This window comes from Sphingomonas sp. YR710 (assembly GCF_900101455.1).
In the GTDB taxonomy this organism is placed as follows: domain Bacteria; phylum Pseudomonadota; class Alphaproteobacteria; order Sphingomonadales; family Sphingomonadaceae; genus Rhizorhabdus.
In genome coordinates this window covers 296160-321245 of sequence record NZ_FMZJ01000003.1, presented here as the reverse complement: position 1 = coordinate 321245, position 25086 = coordinate 296160, and the positions used below count along the sequence as shown (strand labels likewise).

The window sequence follows — 25086 nt, the reverse complement described above, 5'->3', positions numbered from 1 at the left end:
TCCCCCCGCTCAAAGCCAGGGACGTGTTCAAACATGGGTCAATTCTCGGTGGAAATTACTGGCCTTCCCGGGTCACTTCTCAGCGGCAATCAACACGTCCAGATTGTCCAGCGCCATTGCGTTCCCCGTGATGTATGACTTGGCCGGAACCAAGTTGATCGTCCCGCACGTCGCTCCCCGGCATGTAATCGCAATGGTCTCGCTCTCATGGGTAAATTGTGAGTAGAGACCGATCTGGCCGTTTGCCCCATAGACCGGATAGCCGTTTTCGGTGAACTGCTCGCGAGAGATCGTTGGCCACTGCCGGGGCCGACAGATGTCCAGCAAGCGGCGGCTTGTCCAGCCATCCGGCAAGTGGTCAACTGCTCGTTCAAGTTCGGCGACCTCAGTCGACATAGCCGAGCCTCTGGAGATGGCTGAACATCACCGCCTCGGCGTCATTGCGCCGGGCAATCAGGTCTTGGAGCTTGGCAACTTCTCCCGCGACATCGACCGCCTCGGCATCCGCGCCGGTCTGGGCATAGCGGCTGATATTGAGGTTGAAGGCGTTGGCGGCGATCTCGGCCACCGGCACCACGCGCGCGAGCTTGTCGATGTCGGCGAAGCCATGCACAGCGTCGGCCAGCGCCTTCACATGCTCGTCGGTCAGGAAGTTCTGCGCCTTGCCGGACTGATAGGTGGCATCGCCGTTGACGACCAGCACCTTACCACGGCGCTCGGCAGGCTTCTTTTTCCGGCAGATCAGCAGCGCGGCGGGGATGCCTGCTCCATAGAACAGATTAGGCGCAAGGCCGACAACCGCCTCGATCACGTCTGCGGCCAGCATAGCCTCCCTGATGCGGCCCTCGGCCCCGCCACGGAACAACACGCCATGCGGCACGACCACCGCCAGCATCCCGTCATCCTTGAGGCTGGCGAGCATATGCTGAACGAAGGCAAGGTCGCCATAGCCCTTGGGCGGGCAGCCATAATCATCGCGCCCGAACGGATCGCCGTTCTGCCAAACCTCGTAGCCCCACACCTTTTCCGAAAACGGCGGGTTGGCCAGCACCCGGTCATAGGCCCCGACGCCCTCGACAAACTCGCGGGCCTTGGGGTCATACCGCTTGGGTGAAAGGATCGTGTCCCCCTTGGCAATGAAGGCGTCGTCCACGTCGTGCAGAAACAGATTGATCTCGGCGATGCCCCACGTCGCGAAGTTCTTCTCCTGCCCATAGAGTGACAGGCTGCGCGCATCCTCGCCGCGATCTTTGAGATACTGCACCGCCTCCAGCAACATACCCGCCGATCCGCAGGTGGGATCGTAAACCGACATGCCGGGGCGCGGGTCAATGATCTCGACCATGAGCCGGACGATGGACCGGGGCGTGTAAAACTCCCCGCCCTTCTTGCCCGCGCCTTCCGCGAACATCTTGATCAGGTAGAGGTAGGCGTCGCCCAGCATGTCGGCTGGTGCGTCAGCGTTGCGCAGGCGGTGCTTCTCGAAATGCGCCAGCAGTTTTTCCAGCAAGGCGTCGGAGAAGCGATCCTGATTGGCAAAGTCCACCGAGTTGAACACGCCGCGCAACCGCAAGTTGGCATCTTCGATAGCGGCCAACGCATTGTTGAGCCGCTGGCCGATCTGCGTGGACTGCTGCCGCATGGCATCCCAGCGGTGTTCGGGCGGGATGTGGAAGCGGTGCTCGTCAGGGTCGGCAGCTTCGTTGCGGTCGCCGGTCTCGGCAAGGAGCTTTTCATACTCCTCGTCCCACACGTCGCACAGGCGCTTATAGAACAGCAGGCCGAAGATATATTGCTTGTAATCCCCGGCATCGACGGTGCCACGCAAGATATCCGCCGCGCCCCAGAGATGCCGTTCCAGTTCCTGCTGGCTGAGCTTCGCCATAATCCCCCGTCAAAACGCCAGTGCCCGCGCACGACGCGTGAAGTCGGGACAGTGGTCCCGGCCTTCTAGGTCAGGTAAGGATGCCGATCAATGACTGGGAGCGGGATGCAACGGGTTGCAAGGGGCGATGCGGTGATAATCGTCGCGCCAAGCCGACCTTTTGAGGGGAAGCCTATGAAGAAGGTTCGGGACACTTACGGAAACTCTGCGGCCTCAGGATATACGATCGACTTCTTCACTTTGAACGCGCCCGGCGCGAGCCAAGCTTTCCTAGCCAGCCCCTTCTTTTCGACCTTTGAACCGATAGGAGCCCTGACCGTGAGGGGCTGCAAGGTCCGTTTGCTGGTCCGGCTATGCTCGATCACACTCCCAACTGTCCTGCGACAGGCATTCAACGATCCTCATGTCGCGGTGCGCTATTACACAAGCCGGAGCTTTCACGCGAAACTCTATATCATTGACGATGTGGCGCTTGTCGGATCGGCCAACCTCACCGACGCGGGATTGAAGACCAATCGTGAAGTCTCTGTCGTTTTGCGGAAGGGCCGAGATACTGGTTTCGACGCCCTGCCTGCAATGTTCAACCTGTTCTGGGATTATGCGGACGTGCTCGATGAGGAAATCTGCGCTCGCTATGAGCAAGCGTTCAAAATGATCGGGAAGGCGAAAGAGGAGCAGGAGTTTCAAGACTTCCTAGAAAAACTGGTGCCCGCCGGCCGCGCCGCCCAGTGCCAAGGTTGGCAGCGAGATCGTTTCGAAAAAGCGATCATTTCTTCAGGGATTGCGCCGAAAATATGACGAAGAGCTAATTCCGGCCTTTTACGAAGTTGCTACAGTATTCGAGGGGCTAGGGCAGCGCCGCCCGGAATACGTAGACGGAGACCCCGAGATCGAGTTGGGTAGGTTTCTCGGCTGGATGCGCATAGCACGAGCGCCGGGGGATAGCTGGTCGGCGACGTCGCTTGCGGATCAGCCCGAACGACGGAAGCGGATCATCCATTTTCTCGGCGATTGGGGGGCGGTCGAGAATACGACCGCTGGCGACATGTTTGATGCGGAGAAGGAGGTTTCCAAAATCGAGCGGCTTCGCACCACATTCGCCTCGTCACAGGCCATCGAACAGCTTAGTTACGACGAACTGTTCGACGCGCTGATCGGCGTCCACGCGTTCTATGACCGCTTGCGGTTTGTCTCCGGCGGCCTTCCCGGTCTGCGCGCGGATTTTGCCCAACGGAACTCATTGCGAGCAATCAAGGACACGTTGACGTACCTCCTGCACGGTTCCGGAACCGCGCTCGAACGGGCATATGATTGTCTGTACGACGAAAAGCGGAGGCTCGACGGTTTCGCAGAAGCGTGCGTAATGGAGCTTTTAGGGTGGATGGATGCTGCCCGACCGCCCATCAATGGGCGTACGATCAAGGCCCTCCGCTTCTTGGGATTTGATGTAAAAGACTAGCCGCCGCGCGTCAGAATGCAGCACGAGTTAGCGTTGACGACCGCCCAGTGGGATGCTTTTGGCTCACGATGATGAGCGAGCCGAGCCGTACCGTGAGGTGCAGCGTCTGATGATCGATCGCCATGCTCAGGTCCGTCTTGGTGACAAGCTCAGTCATAATCAAATTCCTAGCGGCCTCCGCGTGTTCATGCCGCGGCAAGCCAGCCCTTGGTCTTGAGCGTATTGAAGGCGATGGCGACCTGTCGCGGGGTGAAGGCTCGTTTGCGCTCGTTCCAGCCGTGAACGAGGGGCAATGCCTTATCGGGAGTGTCCGCGCCTTCGCGGGTCGCAACCCAATGGACCGTCGCCAGCAGTTCGAGGCCGTAGGGCGTCTCGAAGCCGTCAACCAGATCGGCGACCCGGTTAAAATTATAGTGGGTCTGCGGCTCGTTATCCAATGCCGCTTCGGCCTCGGCAATGGCACCGGGCACGATCATTAGTTCCTTGTCGGGTTGGTCGCCGCCATCCTGATAGCCAGCCACAAAGTGGCCTTCAATCTTGTGTAACACATGCGACAGGTTGGTCGCATAGGGACCATAGTGATGCTTGACGTAGTTTAGCTTTAGCGGCTGGCCGGTCGCTTGCATGAAATACATCAGCTTTTGCACTTCGATCAGGGTTACAAACGGGTCCATCAGCCCCTGCAGGTAGCGGTGCATCAAAGTGACGAGCGCGGCGCGGCCCGGCGTCATGTTCGGCACGTCGCTCGATTTGACGATCTCAGGTGCACCCTTGGGTTCGTAGATCAGCACATCGAGGTTGGGCATGTTGCACAGCGCCGCTTCGATGCGCGGGCGGACATCGGCCCATTCCAGACCGCCTAGGCCCGCGCCTAGCGGCGGAATAGCAATTGACTTGATATGCCGCTCGCGCACTTCCTGCGCTAGCGCGACCAGCCCGCTTTCGATATCCTCGATCCGGCTCTTACCCTTCCAGTGCCGCTTGGTCGGGAAGTTGACGATATAACGCGGGTTGGTGAATGCCCCGGTGTCATACACGAACATCTTACCGGGCTGGACTTCGCCCTCGTCGCAGGCGCGTGCATAGGCTCGGAAGTTTGCCGGGAATGCCTTTTTGAATTGCAGAGCGATGCCGCGTCCCATGATCCCGACACAGTTCACCGTGTTGACGATAGCTTCCGCATCCGCCTTCAAAATGTCTCCGGTTCTGAGTTCGATATGTGCCATGGCTATCCCTCAGTAATACCATTGCGGTCGAATGTGAACGACCGGCCTATGCGCCGCACCGGCAATGGCCTGCCCGGCTCGCTGGCCAGTGCCTTGGTTCAACACCGCTATTTCTTCGACCAAATGCCACGGGTATTTATTTTCCACTAGAAACTCCGCCTGCTTCTGATCTCGGACACTGGACCAATAGTGAGCATTGATCGCGTCCCAATCAATTTCGTTCAACCTGCTGAGATCGTTGCGATCCTCGAAATGGTGAGTGGCCGCGCTTGATAGGGTGAAGGCCCAGCGCAAATTGTTCTGCTGCGCCCAGCTTACGGTTTGATGGAGATCGGCAACAAGGTGCACGATTGGCCCTTGGCCGTCCTTGTACTCAAGGTCGGAACTCCCCCGTGAGATGATGTTGAGCATCACCGAACGGGGGCAGAAATAGAAGGGCACGCACTGACCTACGAACAGGTTTGGATGGCTGTTTAACCTCAGCGACTGCAATCGCCGCTGCTTAATATGGTTCATGCCGATGACCGTGCCGATGGCCGGGCGCTGAGCAATGATTGCATCGGAATACAGGAACCCATCCGCCGTGATGGATGCCAGCTTATTCACATGCACGATGTGATAGATTTTAGGGCTGGCAGGCACGGGCGCGGGCATGGTTAAGGCGTCTTCCTCCTCGGCGGCGAAGGCGACTGTGTCCTCGTCGTCTGCTTCGTACAGCCTATCGCCTAACGGTTCGGCTTCGGCAAGTTCGGTCAGGCTGGCCGCGATGGCGTCGTAGCGGATTTGGCAGGCCAGCTTGGTCTGAGCAACCACGGAGCAATAACGAGCAGAGCTACCTGCGACTTGAACGAACATAGAACATGAGGCATCGTGCGCGAGTGATTATGTCGGATACGGTAGGTCAGCGCCGGAGCATGAATGGCTAAGAATTCGCGGATTGAATGGACCAATCACACGTTCAACCCGTGGTGGGGGTGCGTGAAGGTCTCCCCAGCTTGTAAGCACTGCTATGCCGAGGCGTGGTCCAAGCGGGTTGGTCAAAACGTGTGGGGACCGAAGTCTGAACGCCGTTTCTTTGGCGACAAACATTGGGCTGAACCGCTGAAATGGAACCTTGAGGCGGCAAAAAATGGCGAACGTCTCCGTGTATTTTGCGCTTCAATGGCCGATATTTTCGAGGATCGTGACGGGCTTGAAGAATGGCGCATCAAGCTATGGGCGTTGATAGAAGCCACTCCTCATTTGGACTGGCTGCTGCTAACAAAGCGACCCGAGCGAATAGCGGAAAACGTGCCGTGGACGATCAACTGGCCGGGCAACGTCTGGATCGGCACAACCGTTGAAAGTCAGGAATGGGCTGACGAGCGCCTCCCATATCTTGCTCGTTTGCCCGCCGCCGTGCGTTTCATATCGGCCGAGCCGATGCTGGGGCCGCTAGATTTGCGTCCTTGGCTCGGGACCACTCTCGATTGGGTGATCGCCGGGGGCGAGAGCGGTCCGAAAGCCCGCCCATCAAGCCCGGCGTGGTTCCGCGACGTGATGAACCAGTGCATGGAGGCGGACGTCGCTTTCCATTTCAAGCAGTGGGGCGATTGGGCACCCGGTCAAGGGATTAACTTGGCGAAAGCCCGAGCAGATCACGCCGCTGATGGGACACTGATGTTGCGCCTTGGCAAGAAGGTGGCCGGGAGAATGCTTGACGGCGAAGTCTGGGACGGACTTCCCAGCGCACGGAGGGCATAATAACAGCGCCACTGCTCTTTGCTCCCGCCGATCTTCCGGTGATGGCGGCGGCTCCGCCGGAACGAAATTTTCGGTCGTTGCGCCATCCTCTATGGACGCAGAACAAAGCTCATCTCATTCGCGACTATCTGAAGTTGTTTACGATGGTGACGCGGCACGGCACTTACATTGACGGTTTCGCGGCTCCCCAAGAAAGCGACCATCCCGAGATGTGGTCCGCGAAACTCGTTCTGGAGAACAATCCCAAGTGGATGCGTGATTTTTGGTTATGTGATCTGAGCGCGGCTGGAGCGACCCGGCTGGAGGCACTCGCCGTCGAGCATCGCACGTCGCAACGTCGGATTTCTGTCCTACCCGGTGACTTCAATACGACGATTGATGAGGTGCTGGCCTCGCCGCGCATCAAGGAGACGACGGCCACATTTGCTTTACTCGACCAGCGCACATTCGAGTGCTCATGGGAAACCGTCCGGAAGCTCGCGCTACGGAAGACGGGGCGAAAGATCGAGTTGTTTTACTTCTTCGCGACGGGCTGGGTTGATCGCTCGATTGCGGCGGTCGGTCGCGATGAAACCGCTGCCAAGGTTGAACGGTGGTGGGGCCGTTCGGACTGGAGGTCACTTCAGGGGATGGAAAGCGTCATTCGGGCAAAAATGGTCGCTGCGCGGTTCAAGGATGAGCTTGGCTACGGCTATGCTTACCCCTATGCGATACACAACGCGAGGCGTGGCGGCAGGACGATGTATCACATGATCCACGCTACCGATCATCCCGACGCACCACCATTGATGATCCGCGCATACAGGCGCGTTTCAGGTCGGCCCGAAATCGAAGGTTCGCAACTCCAAGGGTCACTGGACGATCATTGGGGCGCACTCGAAGAGTGATCCCTGCAACCCGTTGCACCATCAGGGTTGCTTACTGAATGGCGTATTTTCGGTTTACACCTGAATTTCAAGCCATTGAAATTACAGGGGCGATTTTGCGCTGGTTTACAGTGGAAATGGCAGAAAAACGCCAAATCTGAGAGCTTGGGAAGCTTCTGCTCTGCCATTGAGCTACACCCGCATTTCAGGCATCTGGGGGCTAGGATGCGGCTTCCTGGCCCTTTTCTGGTGTTGAACTTCACACGCGGTCAACGCGACTCGCGGGTTGCTTCTATCAAGTTCCTTGGTGATGTGAAGGTTGCAATTTTTCGCGACCCGCAGGGGCATGCATCCCGGGGACGAGCCGAACGTCCGACCTGCTGGATGGGCTATCGCCGGGCCGGAACTTCTGCAGTTGAGCTCGGGACATTGTCGCACCGCGAGGGCGCTGCTAAGCAATCCGCCATGGCTGAATGGTTTATCGCAAGCGAGCCGGGTGACAGGATTGCCGGTGGAATGATGCAAAGCTTGCGGTACGGCCCTGCCGTGACTGTTCGTGCCGTATCGTCCGCCGCCGGCGAGGGGACGATGGCCACTGGGCAGCACCGGCGAGCTCCGCGGCGTCGGTAGAAGAGATTGGCATTGCAGAGCGCTCCACCGCGAGGGCCGACCAAGGTCGGGCAGGGCTCGACATCCGAGCAGCAGCATCCCTTCGAACTCGTCGAACTGGAAGGCCGCGCTCGTCGCTTCGATACGCCGCATGCTGGCGGCTCGATGGCCTGGCGCGCCTGGGGTAGCGGAGAGCCGCTTGTGCTGGTGCACGGCAGTCATGGTTGCTGGACGCACTGGGTGCGCAATATCCAGGCGCTTTCGCAAAATCGGATGGTCATCGCGGCGGACCTGCCGGGCCACGGCGATTCTTCTTCACCGTCGGAAGAGAGCCATGAGGCCATATCCGCCGCACTGGCAACCGGGCTGACGGAGGTTCTGAAGCAGGCCGGGCATGCCGGCGGCAAGGCCGATGTTGCGGGCTTTTCGTTCGGCGGTGTGATTGCCGGCTATTTCGCACGCTGGCACCCTGAACTGGTGCGCCGCCTGATTTTGATCGGCGTGGGGGGAATCGGGACGCCGCATGGCAAGGTCAGCCTGGGTCGGGTCGGGGGCCTCGTCGGCGATGAGCGCCGCAATGCGATGAAGGCCAATTTGCTCGGGCTGATGCTGCATCATCCTGAAACGGTGGACGATCTGGCCATGCACCTGCTTATCGCGAATGCTACAAAGGCGCGCTTCAAGAAGATCGGCGAATTGGTCGTGCCCGACAAATTGCTGATCGTTCTTCCTCAGCTAAAAATGCCGATTGATGCATTGTGGGGCGAGTTCGACCGTCCCCACCCTTTCGCGCATGAACAGGAAGAGGTGCTGCGGCGCTATCAGCCGGATATGGATTTCCGCGTCATCGAAGGCGCCGGCCACTGGGCGATGTATGAACGGCCGGAAGCGTTCAATCGCGCGTTGCTGGCCATGCTCGCCGCCCCCGTTCGCGCGATGCGGAAGCACTCGTAGCGAAATTTCGCGTATGCGGGGCAGAGCGACCCCCGCCTTGCCGATCAAAAGGTGCCCCCTGGCAACTGACCGGACCATGATCGCACGAAGGGAGAGAAAAAATGGCCGCGCATGAGAAAGCCGCACGCGTCGCGATGGTGACCGGCGCCAGCCGCGGGATCGGAAAGGCGATCGCCATCGAACTGGCAGACGCAGGGTTTGACGTGGCTGTCACCGCGCGCACGATGAACGAGGGAGAGCGTCGCGAGCATTCGTCGACTCTCCGCAAGACGGACACCTCTCCGCTGCCCGGAAGCCTCGATCGCACGATCGCGGAGATCGAAGGGCTTGGCGGACGGGCGATGGCCGTTGCGGCCGATCTGCTCGAACATGGAACGCTCGGCGCGGCGATTGCGAAAGTCATCGAACATTATGGGCGGCTCGATGTGCTGGTGCATTGCGGGCGTTATGTCGGCCCCGGACATATGGACCTGTTCATGGACACGCCGGTCGATATCCTGCGCAAGCATATCGAAGCCAACTGCCTTGGGCCCCTGGTGATGAACCAGATCGCCATTCCGCAAATGCTGCGGCAAGGCAGCGGAACGATCGTGCATATTACGTCATCGGCGGGGTTCGATACGCCGCGCAAGCCGGCCGGAAAAGGCGGCTGGGGCATTGGCTATGGGATATCCAAGGCCGCGTTCCACCGCACCGTCGGAATTCTCCACACCGAACTGTCTGCTCAGGGGCTTAGCTTCTTCAATATCCAGCCCGGTTTCGTGGTGACCGAACGGATGAAGCAGGACATGGGGGAATTCGGCTTCGGCGGCGATGGCGCATCGCCGATCGTACCCGCCAAGGTCGTGCGATGGGTCTGTACGGAAGCCGAGGCGGCAATGCTTTCCGGAAAGACGATCGCGGCCCAGCATTTCTGTCACGAGCGGGGGCTGCTGCCGAACTGGGCCGGACCGGGCGTTGCCAGTCCCAGCGTGATCGAACCGTAATTTGCAGGGTGCTATCGGCCAGCTGTGCTGCACCCCCAACAGACGAACCTACTCAGATTCGCAGGCTGCGATGTGATTCGCGCTCATTACATGCGGCTGGTCGATAAGTATCGTAGGCTTGAGGTGCAATTCGTGAACCACGCCCCTGAATCGTGATACCTGTTCGCAGAATCACTGGAAGTTGGAAGAACGCAGGTCGAGTGCAATAGGAAATGCTGGAATTTTAACGACTCTGCCTTCACTGATCATCAGTAAAGTTTATACCGGCGGCGGACCGGGCCGTTTAGAATCCGCGTGGCCACGTGCCGCCGACGACTTGAGGAACCTGATGTGAGCTCATCTGATACCGACAATAAGCCTGGTGAAGGCGTACGCTTTCTGGAGGACGTTCGTGTTCTGGAGATCGCAAGCCTGTCGCCTACGCAGCTCGGCATGTACATGGCGGATCTCGGCGCCGAAGTGATCAAGGTCGAGCCGGTTCGTGGCGACACCACCCGGCTGATGGGAACGCGCCCCGGCTTCACCGATTCGGGGCTTCATCGCCGTTGGAATCGCGGCAAGCACAGTATCGCGCTCGATACCCGCACCCCGGCAGGGCTGGAGGTCATCAAGCGGCTGATCCCCACGGTCGATATTCTGGTCGAGGGGCTGCGCCCTGGCGCGCTGGCAAAGATGGGGCTGACCTGGGACGTCATCACCGAACTGAATCCGCGCATCGTCATGCTGGCGCTCTCGGGCTATGGCCAGACCGGACCGTACCGCGACTTGCCCAGCCACGGCGTCGGCTTCGATGCCATTTCCGGGCTGGCAGGCGTGGAGGAGGACGAGCAGGGACGGCCGCGCGTGCCATCGCGGCATGTCTATCACGGCGCAGTCATTGCGCCGCTGATCGGGGTTTCGTCCGCGCTCGCCGCGCTTGCGTGGAGCCGCCGCACCGGTAAGCCGGTGTTCCTCGACGTCGCCCAGGCCGATGCCGCGGCTTTCGCCAATTACGAGGTCGAGGAGCGCGTTGCCTCGCGGCGTGCGATCGAAGCCGGTGTGGCCGAGGCGCCGTCCCCTACGACGGCCGCAGCGCCCGCCCATGCACCGACGATCCAGGCCTATCGTACGCGTGACGGCAAGCCGCTCATGCTGATGGCGCTCGAACGCAAGTTCTTCGAGCGGCTGGCCGAAGCGACGGGCCGCAAGGATCTTTTGGCCCATGCTGGCGAGGGCCACCTGGTGCGCGGCTCGAAGGAGATCGACGACGTGCTCGTCGAAGCGATCGCGACCAAGGATCTTGACGATTGGATGACGATCCTCGCCCGCGCCGACGTGCCGGTCGTGCCCGTCATCGAGAGTGCTGACGTTGCCGACAATCCGCAGATGAAAGCGCGGATCCAGTGGCTGGATGCCGATCAGTCGACCGTCACCATGAAGATTCCCGTGCGCAGCGATCCGCCGCTTGCCGCGCCGCGTATCGCGCCCGCCATCGGCCAGGACACCGCCGAAATTCTCGCGCGGGTCGACCTCAGCCCGGCGGATCAGGCCCAGCTCGAGAAGGATGGCGTCATTCGTATCGACCGGCCCAAGCCGAAAGTCAGTTCATCGAGTTCAAACCGTCTGGAGAGTGTTCCCATGAAGTTTTTCGAAGCGAAGCCGCAGGGCGAGGCCAAGGGTGCGGTGATCGTCATCCAGGAAGCTTTCGGTATCACCGACCATATCAAGACGATTTGCCATCGCCTGGCGGCCGAAGGCTATTTCGCGGTCGCTCCACACCTGTTCCACCGCACCGGCGACCCGGTGATCGGTTATGACAAGATGCAGGAGGTGATGCCGCACATCTCGAAGCTCAATCGCGCGGATATCGAAGCCGATCTCAAGACTACGCTCGGTCACCTGTCGGTGGCTGGCTTCTCGGGCAAGCAGGTCGCGATCATCGGCTTCTGCATGGGTGGCACGATCGCATTCCACGCAGGCGCGGAATGGGAGCTCGGCGCGGCGATAACCTTCTACGGCGGGGGTATCGCGCAAGGCCGGTTCGGCTTGCCGGCGATGGCCGAGCAGGCGCCGTCACTCAAGACACCCTGGCTTGGCGAGTTCGGCGATCTCGATCAGAGCATCCCGGTCGCGGAAGTCAAGACGCTTCGGGAAGCTGCGGCGAAGGCCGGTGTCCCGACCGATGTTGACCGCTATCCAGAGGCCGACCATGGCTTCCACTGCAATGACCGTAGCTCCTATCATGAGGCTTCCTCGAAGGTCGCATGGGCCAGGGCGGTGCAGTTCCTTAACGAACATGTCGGGAAGTGACGGGCTGAACCCCGGACAGGAGGTGGCGCTGAACATGTCGGCGTCGCCACCACGTGAAGGACCAACCGTACGGAAAGTGATGTAACGAGACCGGGAGGGAGGTGACGGCGCCGATTGAAGCCATCGGCATTGCTGCGATCCGGCACTCTCTCACCGAAGCGACAGCTCCGGAAAGCCGGCCCGGTGCGCGCTTAGGCGTCGTGTCGTTTCTCATCGCTCGGCCGCTTCGCTCCATGGATAGCTGCCGGGATAACCTTTGCATAACGATTGGGTGATAATCGACGTCCCAAGGTAGCGAGCGCAAGCCATTCTTGTCATCGCTTTTTGGAGTGCCGGGATGCCGCTGCCGTCCGCCGATCCAGATATTGCTCCCTTCGTCGATCGGCGCGGCGAGAAGCGATTCAAGATTTTCCTGCGCATTCAAATGAGCTGCGAGGGATCGGTTGTCCCGGTCCATCTTCTAAATATCTCGCGGGGGGGCGGGCTCGGTCATGCCGTATCCGGGCTGCAAGCCAACACCCCGATTGCGATCCATTGGCGTGACGGACTTTTCTTTGCCAAGGTCAGGTGGGTGCGCAACAGCATGTTCGGCCTGTCTTTCGTGAGCCGGCTGTCAGATCATGAACTTGATCTCATCGTAAACAGTCCGCTGGCTGAATGATATCGTGACCAAAATCACCAGACGCTGTACGTGAAAACGGTGCTGGTTGGCCTGAACCGCTGATCGGGGATGCTCCGCTTCTGTGGGATCGTAATCGAGGACCTTGCTTCCGGCATATTGACGGACGCTGCAGGGTGCAGCACAGGATCGCGCTCCGGAAGGGCCACGGATGTGGCGAGTTCGCCCAAATGCGGCTATCACGATGCCGGGAGATTGGAAGCGAGCCGATGACAGGCGAAGACAAGCAGCAGTCTCAAACCGACCGGTCGTTGCAATATACGTTACGGCGCGGCCGGCCGACGCCATCTCAGGCGGCGGAGATCGACAGGAGCATCCTGTCCGTCGCGCGCGCGCTGTTCCTGTCGCAAGGCTATGCAATCACCTCGATGGAGGCGGTCGCAGCTGCTGCGGGAGTCTCGAAAGGTACGCTCTATGCGCGCTATTCGAGCAAGGGCGATCTGTTCAAGGCGATCGTGGCGGAGAGGCTCAAGGCATGGGCGGCGTCATCGTCAGACGTGACGTTCGATCCCGCGTTCAATCTCGAACAGCGATTGCTGCAGCGGGCGAATGCAATTCTCGACGCTACGGGAATAACAGAGGTCCGCGCTTTTGATCGATTGATAAGCGCCGAGGCCGGGCGCTTCCCCGAACTTGCCAAAGATTTTTACGATCACGGGTTCGCCGCTGTGGTGAACAGTGTGAAGAATGATTTTGAAACGGTCGGTGGCGATAGCGCCGGAGCAATACTGGACTCCACGGCCGTCGCGCGAATATTCACGGCCGGGTTGATCGGCTGGTTCCGGATCGAATCCACGGTGGGCGAAGTGGATGAGGCCCAGCGTCGTGCCTTTGCCGGTGAGATGGTGGCCTTGTGTATGGGAAGCCTTGCGCGACATCCGTCGGCGGTATCCTGATCCTGCTGCAAAAATGCAGATCGATCAGTTCCTGATGGCCCCAGGCGGATCCCCTGTCTCACAGGGAGATGCCGGTGCGCCGCTCGCACTCGTTGATCTGGATCGCTGGCCGGAGGGGCTGGCGATCGACCGGATGACCGCCGCCCCGCTGATAGGCTTCGGTAATTCCGACCATCCGCAGGCAGGCATGCTTGATGCGATGGTCGAGCCGCCGATCACGGCAGATATGCTGATCCGCGGAATATCGCGCGCGCCGCACGCGGCGGCGGTCTTGGTGCAGTTGCTGCGCAGCATCGGCACCCTGTCGGACGAAGCGGCATTTACCGCCGAATCGCTCGCCTATGGCCTGCTGCAAGGCAGCGCCGAGCATGTTCACTGGCTCGCCTCGCGGGCACCGGCCGAGCTATCGCCGCCGGGGCGGGTGATAGTCGAGCGCGTCGGCGCGCATTTGCATATCACGCTCGATCGGCCATGGGCGCGCAACGCGATCGACCGGGAGACGCGTGATCGGCTGGTCGAGGCTTTCACGGTCGCCAGCCTCGATCCTGATGTGCAGTCGATCATGTTACGCAGCGTCGGGCCAATCTTCAGCATCGGTGGCGACCTTGAAGAGTTCGGTACGACCCGCGATCCGGCGGTGGCGCACCTCATCCGCAGCCAGACCTTGCCGGCACGGGCGCTGGCGCCGCGTGCGGGCATTCTCGATGTTCATGTCCAGGGCGGGTGCGTGGGGGCCGGGCTCGAGATCGCGGCCTTTGCAAGCCGCCTTACCGCCGCGCGCACGGCCTGGTTTCAGCTTCCCGAACTGGCGATGGGGCTCATTCCGGGTGCGGGCGGCTGTGTTTCGGTGCCGCGAAGGATAGGGCGGCAGCGCGCCGCTTTGATGATATTGTCAGGCCGGCGGATAAACGCGGCCACCGCGCTGCGCTGGGGGCTGATCGATGCGATTGAAGACCAGCCGGCCGCCGATGAAGGTGGCGCGAACCAGATCGGAGGATAAAGCGCTGCGCGCGCTGGCCCATGGGCGGTCGAGCAGGCAGAGATCGGCGGGCGCGCCGATCGCCACCCGCCGGCGCTGGCCGAGTTTTTCCGGATCTCTCAGGTAAAGATCGAGTGCTCTCTCGGGTGTTAGCGCTTCCGATGGGCCGATCGTGGCACCCGCCCGTGTGCGGCGGGAAGTCGCCGCAGCCATCGCCATCCACGGGTCCGCGCTGCCGAATGGCGCGTCGCTCCCCGCCGCAAGGGTGATGCCCGCGTCGAGAAAGGCGCGCAGGCGATAGAGAAACGGCTGGTCGCGGCTTTCGACATCGGTGCGGTAGATGTCGCCGCGTTCGAATATGAAATGCGGTTGTGTCACGACGATCAGACCGAGCCGGGCGATGTCCGCCAGCGCGGTGTCGGGGGTGACGGACGCATGTTCGATGCGATCGCCCGGCGCCACGCCGGCTTCCGCAAATGCCGCCAGCGTATAGATCAGTTCGACTTCGGTTGCGCAATGAACCGCGACCACCCGCCCCAGAGCATGGGCCCGATGGATGAAGGCGATGACGTCGTCGAAGGGCGGCAGATCGGCTTCATGGAGGTGGAGCTTGGCGGCGCCCAGAGAAATGCCGTCGGGCGTCGCCGTATCGACCAGATCGAAGCCGCCGGCGAGCAGAACATGCTGCGGCAGCGATCCCGATGCTCTTTCGGCCGCGAAGTGGCGGGCTATGAGCGGGCCGTTGCCCGGCGACATGTCGGTCAGGCCCGTCACGCCCGAGCGTGCGAGCTGCGTGCCGATCGCGGCAAAAGCCGGCGGTGCGCTGCCGAGTGTTGCCCTCAGCCAGTCATCCTCGTCGAAAAGACGGCCGGTATAGCCTCCGTCCACACGTTCGAGACCGGGTGGCGCTGATCGATTTGCGAGGATTGCGTCGAGGCCCGGCGAGTTGAAGAACCACATCCGGCCCGAGCGATGCTGCACGCGGACGGGGCGATCCACGGTGATCCGGTCGAGCGCATTGGCATCAAGCAGGCCGGCCACGCTTTCATGATATCCCGTGGCGCGCAGCCAGCCGCTGCCAGCCGTGCGCAGCGCCGCTGCGAAGTCATCGGGACCGTTCACCTCGGGCGGGCCGCATTTGACGGAAGCCTGCGCGGCCGCCAGTGCCGCGACATGGATGTGATGATCGTGCAGGCCGGGCAGCAGCAGGCCGCCGTCGCCATCGAAGACAGGTTCCCCGTCGCACGCGGCGATCTGCCCGATCGCAACGATCCCCTCGCGGTCGATCCGAACGTCGCAGATCGCACCGCCTTCTAGTTCGGCATTTCGGATCAGCATGATGCGACCGCCGCGAGCCGGAAGTGCGTATCGGCTCCGAATGGACGGGCAGGGCGGGCGGGCCGGCGTACGACCTCCGGAAAAGGCTGTCCCTGGGCCGCGTTCCATGCCGAGAGGGTGGTGGCCAATTCTATTGGGTCGGAAGCTTGCGCATCGGCGAGGTGGCCGGCGACAACATGACGCATCGCCACGCCGTAACGGCCGCCATCGCCCTTGCTCCATGCTTCCCATGCGAACTCCGCAGCGGCAATGCCGGTCAGCGGGTCGGCGATCGCGTCGCCGACGAAGCCCGTCTGCCCGCAGGCCGAATGCAATGCAGCACTCAACCCGGCCGCGACACCGCAATCGTCGCCAAAGCCCACCCAATCGGCGGCTTCGCCCGTCGCGCCATGGCCTGTGATCGTGATCCAGACGAGGCCAGGTGTCGCGCGGACGATCGCAGCCGCATCGATACCGAGCTGCGCCAACGCGCGCGGCCGCGCGGCTTCGATCACGATATCCGCAGCGGCGATCATCGCGCGCAGCGCCGCGCGGTCGCGGGGATCCCCCAGATCGATCGCGACGCTGGCTTTGCCTTGGTTCAGCAGCGCAAAAAAGGCCGCGTCGCCGTCACGCATCGCGTCTGGCCGTGTCCGGCTTTCGACCTTCACGACGTCGGCGCCGGCCAGCCACAGCAGATGTGCTGCAAGCGGGCCGGCCCACAACGCCGACAAATCGATGATGCGAGGCTGTCGAGACGCTGGCACTGCGCGCACGCCGTCCGCCAGCCTGGAGATGGGGCAGGCGGGGGCGTTGGTTTCATATTCGAACGCCATGGCAAGTCCCATCGACCGGCCCCGTTCTACGAGCGCAGCGCCGTCACAGCGGCCGACATGAGCCGCTATAGCTGTCTCATCCTCCGGGTCGAGCGCGTCGCTGGCGAAGAGCGCGGGCAGCAATTCGCGATCGGCGGGGCGGGCGAGGTTGAGAGCCACCGCTCCCCCGATCGCGTCGAACAGCGTGCATCCGCCACCTGCGGAACGGCGTCCGGCGATCGTCATTCCTGCCAATACTGCCCGTTCGCCGATCAGGGTGTTCCCATCGAGCGCCGCAAGCGCCGACGCGCCGGTCGCTCCTGCCAGTCGGCGGATGCCCTTGTCCGCAGATGCGGCAAGCGGAATGTCGAAGAGGGGCATTCTAATTCCGCTTTCATTACTCCGGCAGCCTTCAGACATTCATGCGGAGCCGCATTCGGTGCGGTCGCACTCCTGTCTGGCGCCCGGTCCGCATATTGGGGCGCGAGCGCGCTCTGCGCAATATGCCCGATCGGGCTGCTGCCCGGAGCGGCACCATTCGCCGACCGCAATCAATACCTTGCCTGCTCTGGCGGATTTCCGCGATTTGGCGAAATATGTTGCGGCACAGCAAAGCGCTTGACAAGCTTTTTCATCAATACTAACGTAGCTTAGTATTAACTGCGGATCGGCGGGGTTTCCCGAATCCGCCTGAGGAGAAGCGTAGTGAAGAAGTTCTATTTGGCCGCCATGTTGTCCGTTCTCGTCGCGGCCCCCGCGCTTGCCGACCAGACCGCAGCGACGGCGGTGGTGCCGGTTCGCGGCAAGGTCTTGATCGCTGCCGGCGGCGCGCGGCTTGGCCCGGTATATAGCGTTGGTGCGGACGGTTCGGCACAGTTGATCATCGATGGCCGTCTTATCTCGATTCCGGCCAGCACGCTGACGATGGCCGATGGCAAGCTGACGACGAGCCTGACCAAGAAGGAAGTTGCCTCGATCCAGTAATTGGATCGCAGCGGGGCGGGGAGCGTTGCCTTTCCGCCGCGCGACAGGTGATTTACATTGGAGGCGGTGCGCTGGCCTGTCCACGCTGGGGGGGGAATCCCGGCGGCAGGTAAGGGTAGCCGCCTCTACTGGATTCTCGCCCGGGACTTCACTTCAGCGCGGGTGAGCCACGGAGCTGTTCCGGTTCGCTGTTCGCGCTTTCGCGAACAGCCCGCGCATTCTTCTGATTCATGCGCTGATTGAACATGGCGATGTTCTTCGACATGATTTCGAGAATATCCTCCAGCTTGGCCAGATCTTCTTCCTCCAGGCCGGCAAACGCCGCGTTCGTATGGATCGTCGCGGTTTGACTCATCTGGTCCAGCACGGGCCTTGCCGCTGGTGTCAGGTGGACCCGGTAGGCCCGGCGATCCTGCGGATCTTCCCTGCGTTCGAGATAGCCATCGGCGCAGAGGCGATCGATCATCCGGCCAGCGGTGACTTCGGTGACCTGCAACATCGTCGCGATCACGCGCTGGGTCGTGCCCGGCGCGCGGGCAACCGCTGCGATCAGACTCCATTTTGCGCGGGTCAGTCCGGCGCGCTCGACGCCCTGATCGAAATTTAACCAGAGCTGACGGGACAGCACTGTCAGTTTCGCGCCCAATAGCCGCTTCCGGTCATCACGTTCAGCGATGGTCTGCCTCCCCAACTTTCCAGCAATTGATCAGCGCAGTATCTGCGTAACCGCATATGCGGCACGCGGTCTTATAGGAATACCGCGCCCATATTCCGGCAGCACATGATCTGCGCGTTCATCATAAGCACGGTCGCGGAGATTTCATACCCGGCCGATGCCCCATTTGCGCACCGAATATGGATGGATTGCCATCCGCGTTAAGATTTCCCGTCAGGGGGAAGGGATTATGATCACCGGCACGGACTAACGGCCGGATATCGTCGAGGAACATCATGTGTATCGGATCGCCTGCTATGCGCGTCGCGCATGGGTGACCGACATTCACGCCTGCGCACATGGGGAAGCTCCATGGGAAACATTGGTGATGCGGACGCCAGGAGCGGTCAGCTGGGGCGGCCGCAGCGGAACGGGACGGAATGCCCGGTTTGAATATGATCGATCGTTTGGGTTAAGGTTCCGGGCGCCGCGTCAAAGCAGAAGATTATTGAGAGGGTGGCAGGATTCGATGGCTCTTTACACAACAATTCATCTTCACAACGTGCCGGCCGGTCGCGAAGACGAATATGCCGCGTGGTTCGATGGGTCGCATCGCGACGATCTCGATCGTCTACGCGGTTTTATCGATGCTGATCGTTATGAAGTAGCGCCGGCGCAGGTCATGCCCGATATCCCGCAGCCATGGCGTTTCGCCAGCATCTATGATTTCGATCTGCCGAATCCGGCGATCGACGTTCCGGCGCTCGGCCCGTTGCTGGCCGAAGCCCGTGACGCCGGGATGATCGCCGATGATGACGAAAGCGAGCGCATCTATAGCTATCGGTTGTACAGTGACTGGAAAGGCAGCCTGAATTGGCGGCGAGACAAGCCCTTGTCCGGGGTCAGCATCATCCTCGGCAATTATGTGGCGGGCCGACAGGCCGAATATGAAACATGGTATGAAAATGTGCACAGCGTGGAGGTCACCAACGTTCCCGGCCATGTCGCGATGAAGCGGGGTGAGCTTTCGGCGGTCCAGATCGAGCCGAAGCGCTATTGCCCCGGCGACCAGTTGGTGATGTGCGCGCAGCAGACCGATGATCTCCTGTTCACGATTACCGATTTCGGCGCGCGGGCGCGCGGGCTGAGCCCCAGCGGCATCGCGATGGAGCCGCGATCCAAGGCAGGATCATTTGCCCGCACGGTTCATTATTTCGAGAAGATCAGCGGAACGCGCTTTTGGGACGGTGGCATAGCCTATGCCGGCGATCTCTCGGTCTATCCCGGCAAGGGCTGAGCGAGGGCTGGTCGCGGTGCGCCATTGACGGAGAGTGTTTGTGGTGATGGCAGCTATCGACGATCAGCCCGGATTTCGGCGGCGATTCATCGTCACGCCGGAGCCGGGCCGTGTGCGGACAGATCTCGAGGATGATTATCACTGCATGAGCGTTACCGTGCATCATGACGGCACGGTCGCCAATCTCATAGAACCCGCGATGACGCGCGTTCCCTGGACGACCTGCCCCGGTGCGGAGGTGCAGCTGGTGCAAACCTTTACCGGGGTGGCGTTGGCCGATTTCGCGGCGCGGGGTGAAAAAAAGGCCAATTGCACGCATCTGCACGACCTTGCGGTGCTCGCGGCGGCACATGCCACGGACGATGCGCCAATCGTGTTCGATGTCCTCGCATCCGACCCGGTCGATGGCGTGCGGTGTGCGGAGGTACGTCGGAACGGCGAGACGCTGTTTGCCTGGTCCCTCAGAGGGTTTACGATCCTCGCCCCACCGGAACAGGCAGGGATGCGGCTCGACGATTTGCAGCCGTGGCTGGAGACACTCGATCCCAAATTGCGTGAGGCCGCCAGGTTGCTGCGCTGGGGGGCCAGAATGGCGAACGGGCGTATCATTCCGATGGCAAGGCAATCCGATGCCACCAAGATGCTGGCGGGCAGGTGCTATACGTTCCAGCCGGATATCGCCCCCAAGGCGATCCGTTTTGACAATATACGCGAATTCAGCGACGGAACGGCCGAGCCGCTGGCGGAACGGATCGCAGTACTCAACAAGTGATGGATGCGCGTTCGGGGGCAGCCGGGGTTTTTATCGCGAGAATGCGCTGTCTGCCAATGCAATGGCACCCAATATGCCGGCTTTGTCGCCAAGGGTAGGCAGTACGATAATCGCCTCCAGTGCACGGGCATCGAGGCCGGCGAGATAGCCCGCGAGCCGATCGGCCGTTGCCTTATGAACGCGCGACAGCAGAGCCGAATGCCCCTGTGCGACACCTCCGCCGATCACGATCCGCTGCGGAGAGAGCGTGAGGATCAGCATGGCCATGAGTTCCGCCAGATCATCGGCGACATTCTGCCAAACCGGATCCGTGTCCGCCAGGGCTTCCGCCCGCAAACCGGCGCGGGCGGCTATCGCCGGCCCCGATGCCAGGCCTTCGAGACAGTCGCCGTGGAAAGGGCATGTTCCGGGAAAGCTGTCCGAGGCAAGGCGCCTGATCCGGATATGGCCGATTTCGGGATGCAGCAGTCCGTGGAGTGGCTTGCCGTCGACGACGACGCCACCACCGATGCCGGTGCCGATCGTCAGATAGATGTGGACCGAACAGCCGATCGATGCGCCCCATCGACCCTCGGCGAGGGCCGCGCCGGCGACGTCGGTGTCAAAGCCAGCGGGAATATTGCGTCCGCCCGCCAAAATGCCCAGCACGTCGACCCCGGCCCAGCCCGGCTTGGGCGTGTTGACGATCCTGCCATAGTCGCTGCTGGCGGGATCGAGGCAGAGCGGGCCGAAACTGGCGATGCCGATGCTGGCAATCGGCTCGGGACAGGGCGCAGAATCGAGCCAGTCGTTGATCCGCGACAAGGTCGCCTGTGCGTCATCGCCCGTTGGCCAGCGCTCGCTCTGCAGAATGACGCCGTCGCGCGCCAGAGCCGCGATGCATTTCGTGCCGCCGAGTTCGACCCCGGCGAGCAATGGCCCGCGTGCGTTCATGCGAGCATGGCTTTCGCGTGGTCCAGCCGCAGCTGGATCGGCGTTGCCGGCGTGCCGGCGAAATGGCGGCGCGTGACTGCGACGTCGGCTGCCTCGGCGGGAAGGCCCGGTCGATCGACGAAGCTCAGCACGCTGAGATCATCCAGGACGAGCCAGCTATAGGCCTGGATCGGCGCCGCCGGCGGATTGGCGAGCACCAGTCCGCTGCCGTTGATCGGTCGCCACGGGCCGTCGATCCGCTCCGCGACCATGCCATAGAGGCCGTTGGGGCCGGTTGGTCCATCCTGTGCGAACACCTTCTGCTGGGTCGACCAGAAGCAATAATAATGCCGTCGGTGATAAACAATGTGCGGGCGTTCGAGTTCATTATTGACGCCATCGGCGCTGATCAGCGGAACGTCGAGCAACCATTTGCCCTGTTCCCGCCGAGCGATCCCGATTGCCCCGTTCCAGGGCGAGGTCGATCCGGCGAGCGATGCGGTGAACAGCAGATATTCGCGGCCATCGGCGGGGTCGCGAAACCAGGCGGGATCGCGAAAGGCCTTGATCGTCCCGATAGCTCCGCCGCCTGCCATGTCGCGCGTGTAGATGACGCCGTCGGCGGCGACGGACTCGACCGGTGTCGACCAGTTGTGCAGCGATGGCCGGCCGTCGACGATCGAGAGCGTGGCGCTGGTCTCGAACAATCGCTGTTCGAAACTGGTTGTGGTCTCTCCGCGACGGCCGGCCGCCGTGAAATATAATGTTACGCGATCAAGTGCCGCATTGACGATCGCGGAACCAGCCCATTCGCGACTGCCGGGCGCGAGCCCATCGGGTAGCAGATTGCCGAGATCGCTCCAACCGGCCGAGCCGCGATGCATCAGCCTGATCCGGGCGATCGCATGGCGTGCGTCCGGGTCATCCAGCCGGGGTGCCGATAGCAGCATCACCAGCGATCCGCCGGCAATCGTGGCGACGCGCCCGACACTGTCCTGCACCAGCCAGAGATCCCACAGGTCGAAACCCGGCAGGATCGACCGGACCGTCGCAGGATCGATCAGCGGAGCGGCTGGCAGCGGCTGCCCGGCAATCGCCGATACAGCTTCGGGGGGCCATGAGCTTGTCATTGATTCTTCACTCGGCGAATGGCCCGGATGAGACACATCGTATCCGGGCCAGGTTCCATCAGAGGTCGAACTTGATCGATGCTGAAACTGTCCGTCCGTTGATCGAGCGCGCCCGCACGATGCCGTTGGCGGGAATGGCTGGCTCTTCAGCCTCGGTGAAGCCCGTGACATTGAACAGATTGTTCGCGTTGACGGAAAGCTGGATCCGGTCGATCGGCCGCACGATCACAAAGGCGTTGATCTGGGTGAAGGCGGGCAGCTTGAGCTGATCGGTATCCTGCGCATAGCTTGACGTCGTCCCGATCGCGCTCGCGCCGATTGTGAAGAAGCGTGCGCTATATTGCGGGGTGATCCGATAGACGAATTCGGCCTGGCGGCGCGGCCGGTTGCCGACCACCGCCGGGCTGATCGTGTCGCTGACGATCTTCGCTTTCGTCCAGGTGCCGCTTGCCGACAGGTCGAAGCCGCCGATATGATAGCTGCCTTCGAGTTCGAGGCCGTAAGCGCGATATTTGCGATCGAAGAATTTTTGGCTGGTCGCTTCGAAATTCTGCTCGGCGGTCTTCGCCCAGAAAGCGGTGCCATAGAGTGCCAGGCGCTGATGGCTGTATTTCACGCCAGCCTCCGCCTGCCGCACGAAATCGACGGGTCGCGCACCGGGCTGCAACCGGCCCGACGTCGCGCTGATCGTGTTCGGGTTGAACAGGAAGCGATCGGCATTGGCGCGGCCGCCGCGGCTGTAGCGCGCGAAGGCCGAAAGATCGCTGGCGAAGCGGTAGTTCGCGCCGAACGAATAGGATGTGTAGTGGAAATTGTAATTGATCGGCTGCGGGCTGTTCAGCGGGATCACCGTCGTCTGCGTCTCGGGATAGGAAATCGTGCCGTTGCCATCGACATCGAAACTCGTCACCGGGCCGTCGCCGACGATGAAGCCGCGGACCTTGCCGCTGTCGTAGCGGATACTGGCGTCGATCGTCAGCGCGCCGCGATTGAAGCTCAGCGACGCGAAGGGGGCATTGGTATCATAATCGACATCGTAGCTTCGGCGGCAGCAATTGCCGAAATAGGATGCGCCATAGGCAACCAGCCCGTTGTCGGTACGCAGCGCGCCGCCAGCGGTGCGGACGTTGAGCAAGGCGGCATTATCGCCCTTCGCCTCCAGCAGATAGGAGGACCAGGTCCAGTCAGTGTCGATCGTCTGGCGCGACTTGTAGAAGCCGACAGACGCATCGAACGTGCCCATCCCGCTATCGAACTTGCGGCTCAGCCGCAGGTCGTTGGTGATGTCGTTCAGGCTGTTGAGCCTGGTGTTGAACAATACCACCCCGATCGCCTGGCCATTGCCGTTGAGCGCGGCCGGATTGGCGATCACCTGGCCGGCATGGGGGCCGTTGGCATAAGACAGGATGGCCCCTGCACCGCCAATCGCATTGGCGAGGGTCTGAGCATTGTCGACTGTGGCGGGGAAGGGCGAGATGAAGCGACCCGAAATGTCCGAATAGCGAAATTTGTCGTTGATGGTCCAGCCATCGGCCACGTCGAACCTGGTTTCGAACCCGATTGCCTTGACGATCGGATGCATGCCGTCGCGAATATCGTCGACCTCGCGAACGTTGGAACCGTTCAGCGTCACGGCCTGGGTGAAATAGACGCTGTGGATCGTGTCGTTGTTGGCGCTGAGGCTGGGCAGTGACGTATAGGTCGGGTTGCCGTTGCTGCCGGTCACGCGGACCGGGCTGGGCAGATAGGCGATCGCGCGGTCGTCGAGATATTTGAAGTTGAGGCGGACGAAGCCGCCATCGAAGGTTTTGGTGATGTTGCCGCGGATTTGGCCGCCCTTGTTGCCGTCATAGCCGGCGCGGCGCGGGCCTTCGCCGACCCGGTAGAAGCCGCCGATATGATATTTCAGGCTGTCGCTCAGTTTGCCGCCATAATCGGCATCGAGGCGATATTCGCCATAATCGAGGCCGGCCGTGCCCTGAATTGCACCACCATCCTTGTCGCCGGTTTTCGAGATCAGGTTAATGACGCCGCCCGGTGAATTGGATGCGAAGGTGGATGCCGAGCCGCCACGGACCGCTTCCACACGCTGGACGTTGAAATCGCTGCGCAGGAAGATGTCGGCATTGCCAAAGGCGATGTCGCCATATTCGAGGATCGGCAGGCCGTCTTCCTGCAACTGCAGGAACTTGGCGCCACCCGATGCGACCGGAAGCCCGCGTACCGCGATATTGGCATTGCCTTCGCCGCCTGACGATTCGGATCGAATGCCCGGCAGGTTGCGGAAAATCTCTGCCACCGAGCGGGGAGCCGCGGCGGCGATTGTCTCGGCATTCAGCGAACTGACCGACACCGAGCTATCAAGCCGGTTCTGGCCGCGCGCGACGGCGGTAACGATGATGTCGTTCTTCGCATCTGGCGCATCGGCGCCCTGCTGCGCATGAGCCGGCACGGCGACGAAAACCGCCGCTGACGCCAATAATATGGATTGCCCCTTCATCATGCCTCTCCCCTGTCGTGACCGTGTCTCCGGTTCGAGTCGCGTTTAACAACGTCATGCAATCGATTGCAAGTATTTTCCGCAATCGATTGCATGACGCCTCGGGTCGAGTTACGCTTTCATCCGCAGGAAG

Annotated in this window: 24 protein-coding genes; 13 read left to right on the top strand and 11 right to left on the bottom strand. The window is 61.5% G+C overall.

What is annotated here, in order from left to right; all coding sequences use genetic code 11:
* Window positions 1-72: 72 nt before the first annotated feature.
* Entirely contained in the window at window positions 73-396 is a 324-nt protein-coding gene (locus BLS13_RS06140) for a restriction endonuclease subunit S (RefSeq protein WP_093450614.1), read from the bottom strand.
* Complete coding sequence (locus BLS13_RS06135) at window positions 386-1885, bottom strand: type I restriction-modification system subunit M (protein ID WP_093450611.1); 1500 nt, start codon at window positions 1883-1885, stop codon at window positions 386-388. Before BLS13_RS06135 ends, BLS13_RS06140 begins: the two co-directional genes overlap by 11 nt.
* 174 nt (window positions 1886-2059) lie before the next feature.
* Here BLS13_RS06135 and BLS13_RS06130 point away from each other — a divergent pair, with 174 nt between their 5' ends.
* Window positions 2060-2683 (top strand): phospholipase D family protein, encoded by a 624-nt coding sequence (locus BLS13_RS06130; protein ID WP_176943457.1) that lies wholly within the window; start codon window positions 2060-2062, stop codon window positions 2681-2683.
* A complete protein-coding gene (locus BLS13_RS06125) occupies window positions 2667-3344 on the top strand; it encodes a hypothetical protein (protein WP_093450607.1) in 678 nt (225 codons plus the stop codon). The genes BLS13_RS06130 and BLS13_RS06125 overlap by 17 nt, the downstream gene beginning before the upstream one ends.
* A 10-nt stretch (window positions 3345-3354) precedes the next feature.
* Here BLS13_RS06125 and BLS13_RS20625 read toward each other — a convergent pair whose 3' ends face one another.
* Genes BLS13_RS20625 through BLS13_RS06110 form a run of 3 tightly spaced genes read right to left on the bottom strand, consistent with a single transcriptional unit; the run spans window position 3355 to window position 5425 of the window.
* Window positions 3355-3501 carry a hypothetical protein gene (locus tag BLS13_RS20625; RefSeq protein ID WP_176943456.1) on the bottom strand — a complete coding sequence of 49 codons (147 nt, stop codon included), beginning with the start codon at window positions 3499-3501 and terminating at the stop codon, window positions 3355-3357.
* Between the two features lie 28 nt (window positions 3502-3529).
* Entirely contained in the window at window positions 3530-4570 is a 1041-nt protein-coding gene (locus BLS13_RS06115; RefSeq protein ID WP_093450603.1) for a type II toxin-antitoxin system antitoxin DNA ADP-ribosyl glycohydrolase DarG, read from the bottom strand.
* A gap of 9 nt (window positions 4571-4579) precedes the next feature.
* Window positions 4580-5425: a type II toxin-antitoxin system toxin DNA ADP-ribosyl transferase DarT gene (locus BLS13_RS06110; RefSeq protein ID WP_218123240.1), complete on the bottom strand. Its 846-nt coding sequence runs from the start codon at window positions 5423-5425 to the stop codon at window positions 4580-4582.
* 63 nt (window positions 5426-5488) lie between these two features.
* Here BLS13_RS06110 and BLS13_RS06105 point away from each other — a divergent pair, with 63 nt between their 5' ends.
* The 8 genes from BLS13_RS06105 (at window position 5489) to BLS13_RS06070 (ending at window position 14592) form a co-directional block, all read left to right on the top strand.
* Window positions 5489-6313, top strand: a complete 825-nt coding sequence (locus BLS13_RS06105) for a DUF5131 family protein (RefSeq protein WP_093450601.1) — start codon at window positions 5489-5491, stop codon at window positions 6311-6313.
* 41 nt (window positions 6314-6354) lie between these two features.
* Window positions 6355-7200 carry a three-Cys-motif partner protein TcmP gene (gene tcmP, locus BLS13_RS06100; RefSeq protein ID WP_093450599.1) on the top strand — a complete coding sequence of 282 codons (846 nt, stop codon included), beginning with the start codon at window positions 6355-6357 and terminating at the stop codon, window positions 7198-7200.
* 621 nt (window positions 7201-7821) lie between these two features.
* Entirely contained in the window at window positions 7822-8742 is a 921-nt protein-coding gene (locus BLS13_RS06095) for an alpha/beta fold hydrolase (RefSeq protein WP_256325725.1), read from the top strand.
* A gap of 101 nt (window positions 8743-8843) precedes the next feature.
* Window positions 8844-9728, top strand: coding sequence for an SDR family NAD(P)-dependent oxidoreductase (locus BLS13_RS06090; RefSeq protein ID WP_093450598.1), 885 nt, complete (start codon window positions 8844-8846; stop codon window positions 9726-9728).
* 330 nt (window positions 9729-10058) lie between these two features.
* The gene (locus BLS13_RS06085; RefSeq protein WP_143011890.1) at window positions 10059-12017 is read left to right on the top strand and encodes a CoA transferase; all 1959 of its coding nucleotides are present in this window, start codon (window positions 10059-10061) and stop codon (window positions 12015-12017) included.
* 337 nt (window positions 12018-12354) lie between these two features.
* Window positions 12355-12678 carry a PilZ domain-containing protein gene (locus BLS13_RS06080; RefSeq protein WP_093450594.1) on the top strand — a complete coding sequence of 108 codons (324 nt, stop codon included), beginning with the start codon at window positions 12355-12357 and terminating at the stop codon, window positions 12676-12678.
* Between the two features lie 227 nt (window positions 12679-12905).
* Entirely contained in the window at window positions 12906-13592 is a 687-nt protein-coding gene (locus BLS13_RS06075; RefSeq protein ID WP_093450592.1) for a TetR/AcrR family transcriptional regulator, read from the top strand.
* Between the two features lie 13 nt (window positions 13593-13605).
* Complete coding sequence (locus tag BLS13_RS06070) at window positions 13606-14592, top strand: enoyl-CoA hydratase/isomerase family protein (protein ID WP_093450591.1); 987 nt, start codon at window positions 13606-13608, stop codon at window positions 14590-14592.
* Here BLS13_RS06070 and BLS13_RS06065 read toward each other — a convergent pair.
* Entirely contained in the window at window positions 14485-15909 is a 1425-nt protein-coding gene (locus BLS13_RS06065; protein ID WP_093450589.1) for an amidohydrolase family protein, read from the bottom strand. The genes BLS13_RS06070 and BLS13_RS06065 overlap by 108 nt on opposite strands.
* On the bottom strand, window positions 15903-17084 hold the full coding sequence (locus tag BLS13_RS06060) for a CoA transferase (protein ID WP_093450587.1): 1182 nt from the start codon (window positions 17082-17084) through the stop codon (window positions 15903-15905). Before BLS13_RS06060 ends, BLS13_RS06065 begins: the two co-directional genes overlap by 7 nt.
* A 324-nt stretch (window positions 17085-17408) precedes the next feature.
* Between BLS13_RS06060 and BLS13_RS06055 the strand changes: the two genes are divergently transcribed.
* Window positions 17409-17687 carry a hypothetical protein gene (locus tag BLS13_RS06055; RefSeq protein ID WP_093450586.1) on the top strand — a complete coding sequence of 93 codons (279 nt, stop codon included), beginning with the start codon at window positions 17409-17411 and terminating at the stop codon, window positions 17685-17687.
* 148 nt (window positions 17688-17835) lie between these two features.
* Here the strand turns inward: BLS13_RS06055 and BLS13_RS06050 are convergent, their stop codons facing one another.
* The gene (locus BLS13_RS06050) at window positions 17836-18315 is read right to left on the bottom strand and encodes a MarR family winged helix-turn-helix transcriptional regulator (RefSeq protein ID WP_176943455.1); all 480 of its coding nucleotides are present in this window, start codon (window positions 18313-18315) and stop codon (window positions 17836-17838) included.
* 556 nt (window positions 18316-18871) lie between these two features.
* Here BLS13_RS06050 and BLS13_RS06045 point away from each other — a divergent pair.
* Both BLS13_RS06045 and BLS13_RS06040 read left to right on the top strand, forming a co-directional pair.
* Complete coding sequence (locus tag BLS13_RS06045) at window positions 18872-19639, top strand: hypothetical protein (protein ID WP_093450583.1); 768 nt, start codon at window positions 18872-18874, stop codon at window positions 19637-19639.
* Window positions 19640-19685: 46 nt separating this feature from the next.
* A complete protein-coding gene (locus tag BLS13_RS06040) occupies window positions 19686-20411 on the top strand; it encodes a DUF2889 domain-containing protein (protein ID WP_093450581.1) in 726 nt (241 codons plus the stop codon).
* Between the two features lie 30 nt (window positions 20412-20441).
* Here BLS13_RS06040 and BLS13_RS06035 read toward each other — a convergent pair whose 3' ends face one another.
* From BLS13_RS06035 to BLS13_RS06025, 3 genes are read right to left on the bottom strand one after another with little or no spacing between them, the layout of a single operon-like run.
* Window positions 20442-21344 carry an ROK family protein gene (locus BLS13_RS06035; RefSeq protein ID WP_093450579.1) on the bottom strand — a complete coding sequence of 301 codons (903 nt, stop codon included), beginning with the start codon at window positions 21342-21344 and terminating at the stop codon, window positions 20442-20444.
* Complete coding sequence (locus tag BLS13_RS06030) at window positions 21341-22453, bottom strand: glycoside hydrolase family 68 protein (RefSeq protein ID WP_093450578.1); 1113 nt, start codon at window positions 22451-22453, stop codon at window positions 21341-21343. The genes BLS13_RS06035 and BLS13_RS06030 overlap by 4 nt, the downstream gene beginning before the upstream one ends.
* Window positions 22454-22511: 58 nt before the next feature.
* On the bottom strand, window positions 22512-24956 hold the full coding sequence (locus tag BLS13_RS06025) for a TonB-dependent receptor domain-containing protein (protein ID WP_093450576.1): 2445 nt from the start codon (window positions 24954-24956) through the stop codon (window positions 22512-22514).
* Window positions 24957-25086 lie beyond the last annotated feature (130 nt).

Excerpts from the sequence above, each read along its gene's own strand:
- BLS13_RS06140 (WP_093450614.1), bottom strand. The coding sequence starts at position 396 with ATGTCGACTGAGGTCGCCGAACTTGAACGAGCAGTTGACCACTTGCCG.
- BLS13_RS06135 (WP_093450611.1), bottom strand. The coding sequence starts at position 1,885 with ATGGCGAAGCTCAGCCAGCAGGAACTGGAACGGCATCTCTGGGGCGCG.
- BLS13_RS06130 (WP_176943457.1), top strand. The coding sequence starts at position 2,060 with ATGAAGAAGGTTCGGGACACTTACGGAAACTCTGCGGCCTCAGGATAT.
- BLS13_RS20625 (WP_176943456.1), bottom strand. The coding sequence starts at position 3,501 with ATGACTGAGCTTGTCACCAAGACGGACCTGAGCATGGCGATCGATCAT.
- BLS13_RS06115 (WP_093450603.1), bottom strand. The coding sequence starts at position 4,570 with ATGGCACATATCGAACTCAGAACCGGAGACATTTTGAAGGCGGATGCG.
- BLS13_RS06110 (WP_218123240.1), bottom strand. The coding sequence starts at position 5,425 with ATGTTCGTTCAAGTCGCAGGTAGCTCTGCTCGTTATTGCTCCGTGGTT.
- BLS13_RS06105 (WP_093450601.1), top strand. The coding sequence starts at position 5,489 with ATGGCTAAGAATTCGCGGATTGAATGGACCAATCACACGTTCAACCCG.
- tcmP (WP_093450599.1), top strand. The coding sequence starts at position 6,355 with ATGGCGGCGGCTCCGCCGGAACGAAATTTTCGGTCGTTGCGCCATCCT.
- BLS13_RS06090 (WP_093450598.1), top strand. The coding sequence starts at position 8,844 with ATGGCCGCGCATGAGAAAGCCGCACGCGTCGCGATGGTGACCGGCGCC.
- BLS13_RS06080 (WP_093450594.1), top strand. The coding sequence starts at position 12,355 with ATGCCGCTGCCGTCCGCCGATCCAGATATTGCTCCCTTCGTCGATCGG.
- BLS13_RS06075 (WP_093450592.1), top strand. The coding sequence starts at position 12,906 with ATGACAGGCGAAGACAAGCAGCAGTCTCAAACCGACCGGTCGTTGCAA.
- BLS13_RS06070 (WP_093450591.1), top strand. The coding sequence starts at position 13,606 with ATGCAGATCGATCAGTTCCTGATGGCCCCAGGCGGATCCCCTGTCTCA.
- BLS13_RS06065 (WP_093450589.1), bottom strand. The coding sequence starts at position 15,909 with ATGCTGATCCGAAATGCCGAACTAGAAGGCGGTGCGATCTGCGACGTT.
- BLS13_RS06060 (WP_093450587.1), bottom strand. The coding sequence starts at position 17,084 with ATGCCCCTCTTCGACATTCCGCTTGCCGCATCTGCGGACAAGGGCATC.
- BLS13_RS06045 (WP_093450583.1), top strand. The coding sequence starts at position 18,872 with ATGGCTCTTTACACAACAATTCATCTTCACAACGTGCCGGCCGGTCGC.
- BLS13_RS06040 (WP_093450581.1), top strand. The coding sequence starts at position 19,686 with ATGGCAGCTATCGACGATCAGCCCGGATTTCGGCGGCGATTCATCGTC.
- BLS13_RS06035 (WP_093450579.1), bottom strand. The coding sequence starts at position 21,344 with ATGAACGCACGCGGGCCATTGCTCGCCGGGGTCGAACTCGGCGGCACG.
- BLS13_RS06030 (WP_093450578.1), bottom strand. The coding sequence starts at position 22,453 with ATGACAAGCTCATGGCCCCCCGAAGCTGTATCGGCGATTGCCGGGCAG.
- BLS13_RS06025 (WP_093450576.1), bottom strand. The coding sequence starts at position 24,956 with ATGATGAAGGGGCAATCCATATTATTGGCGTCAGCGGCGGTTTTCGTC.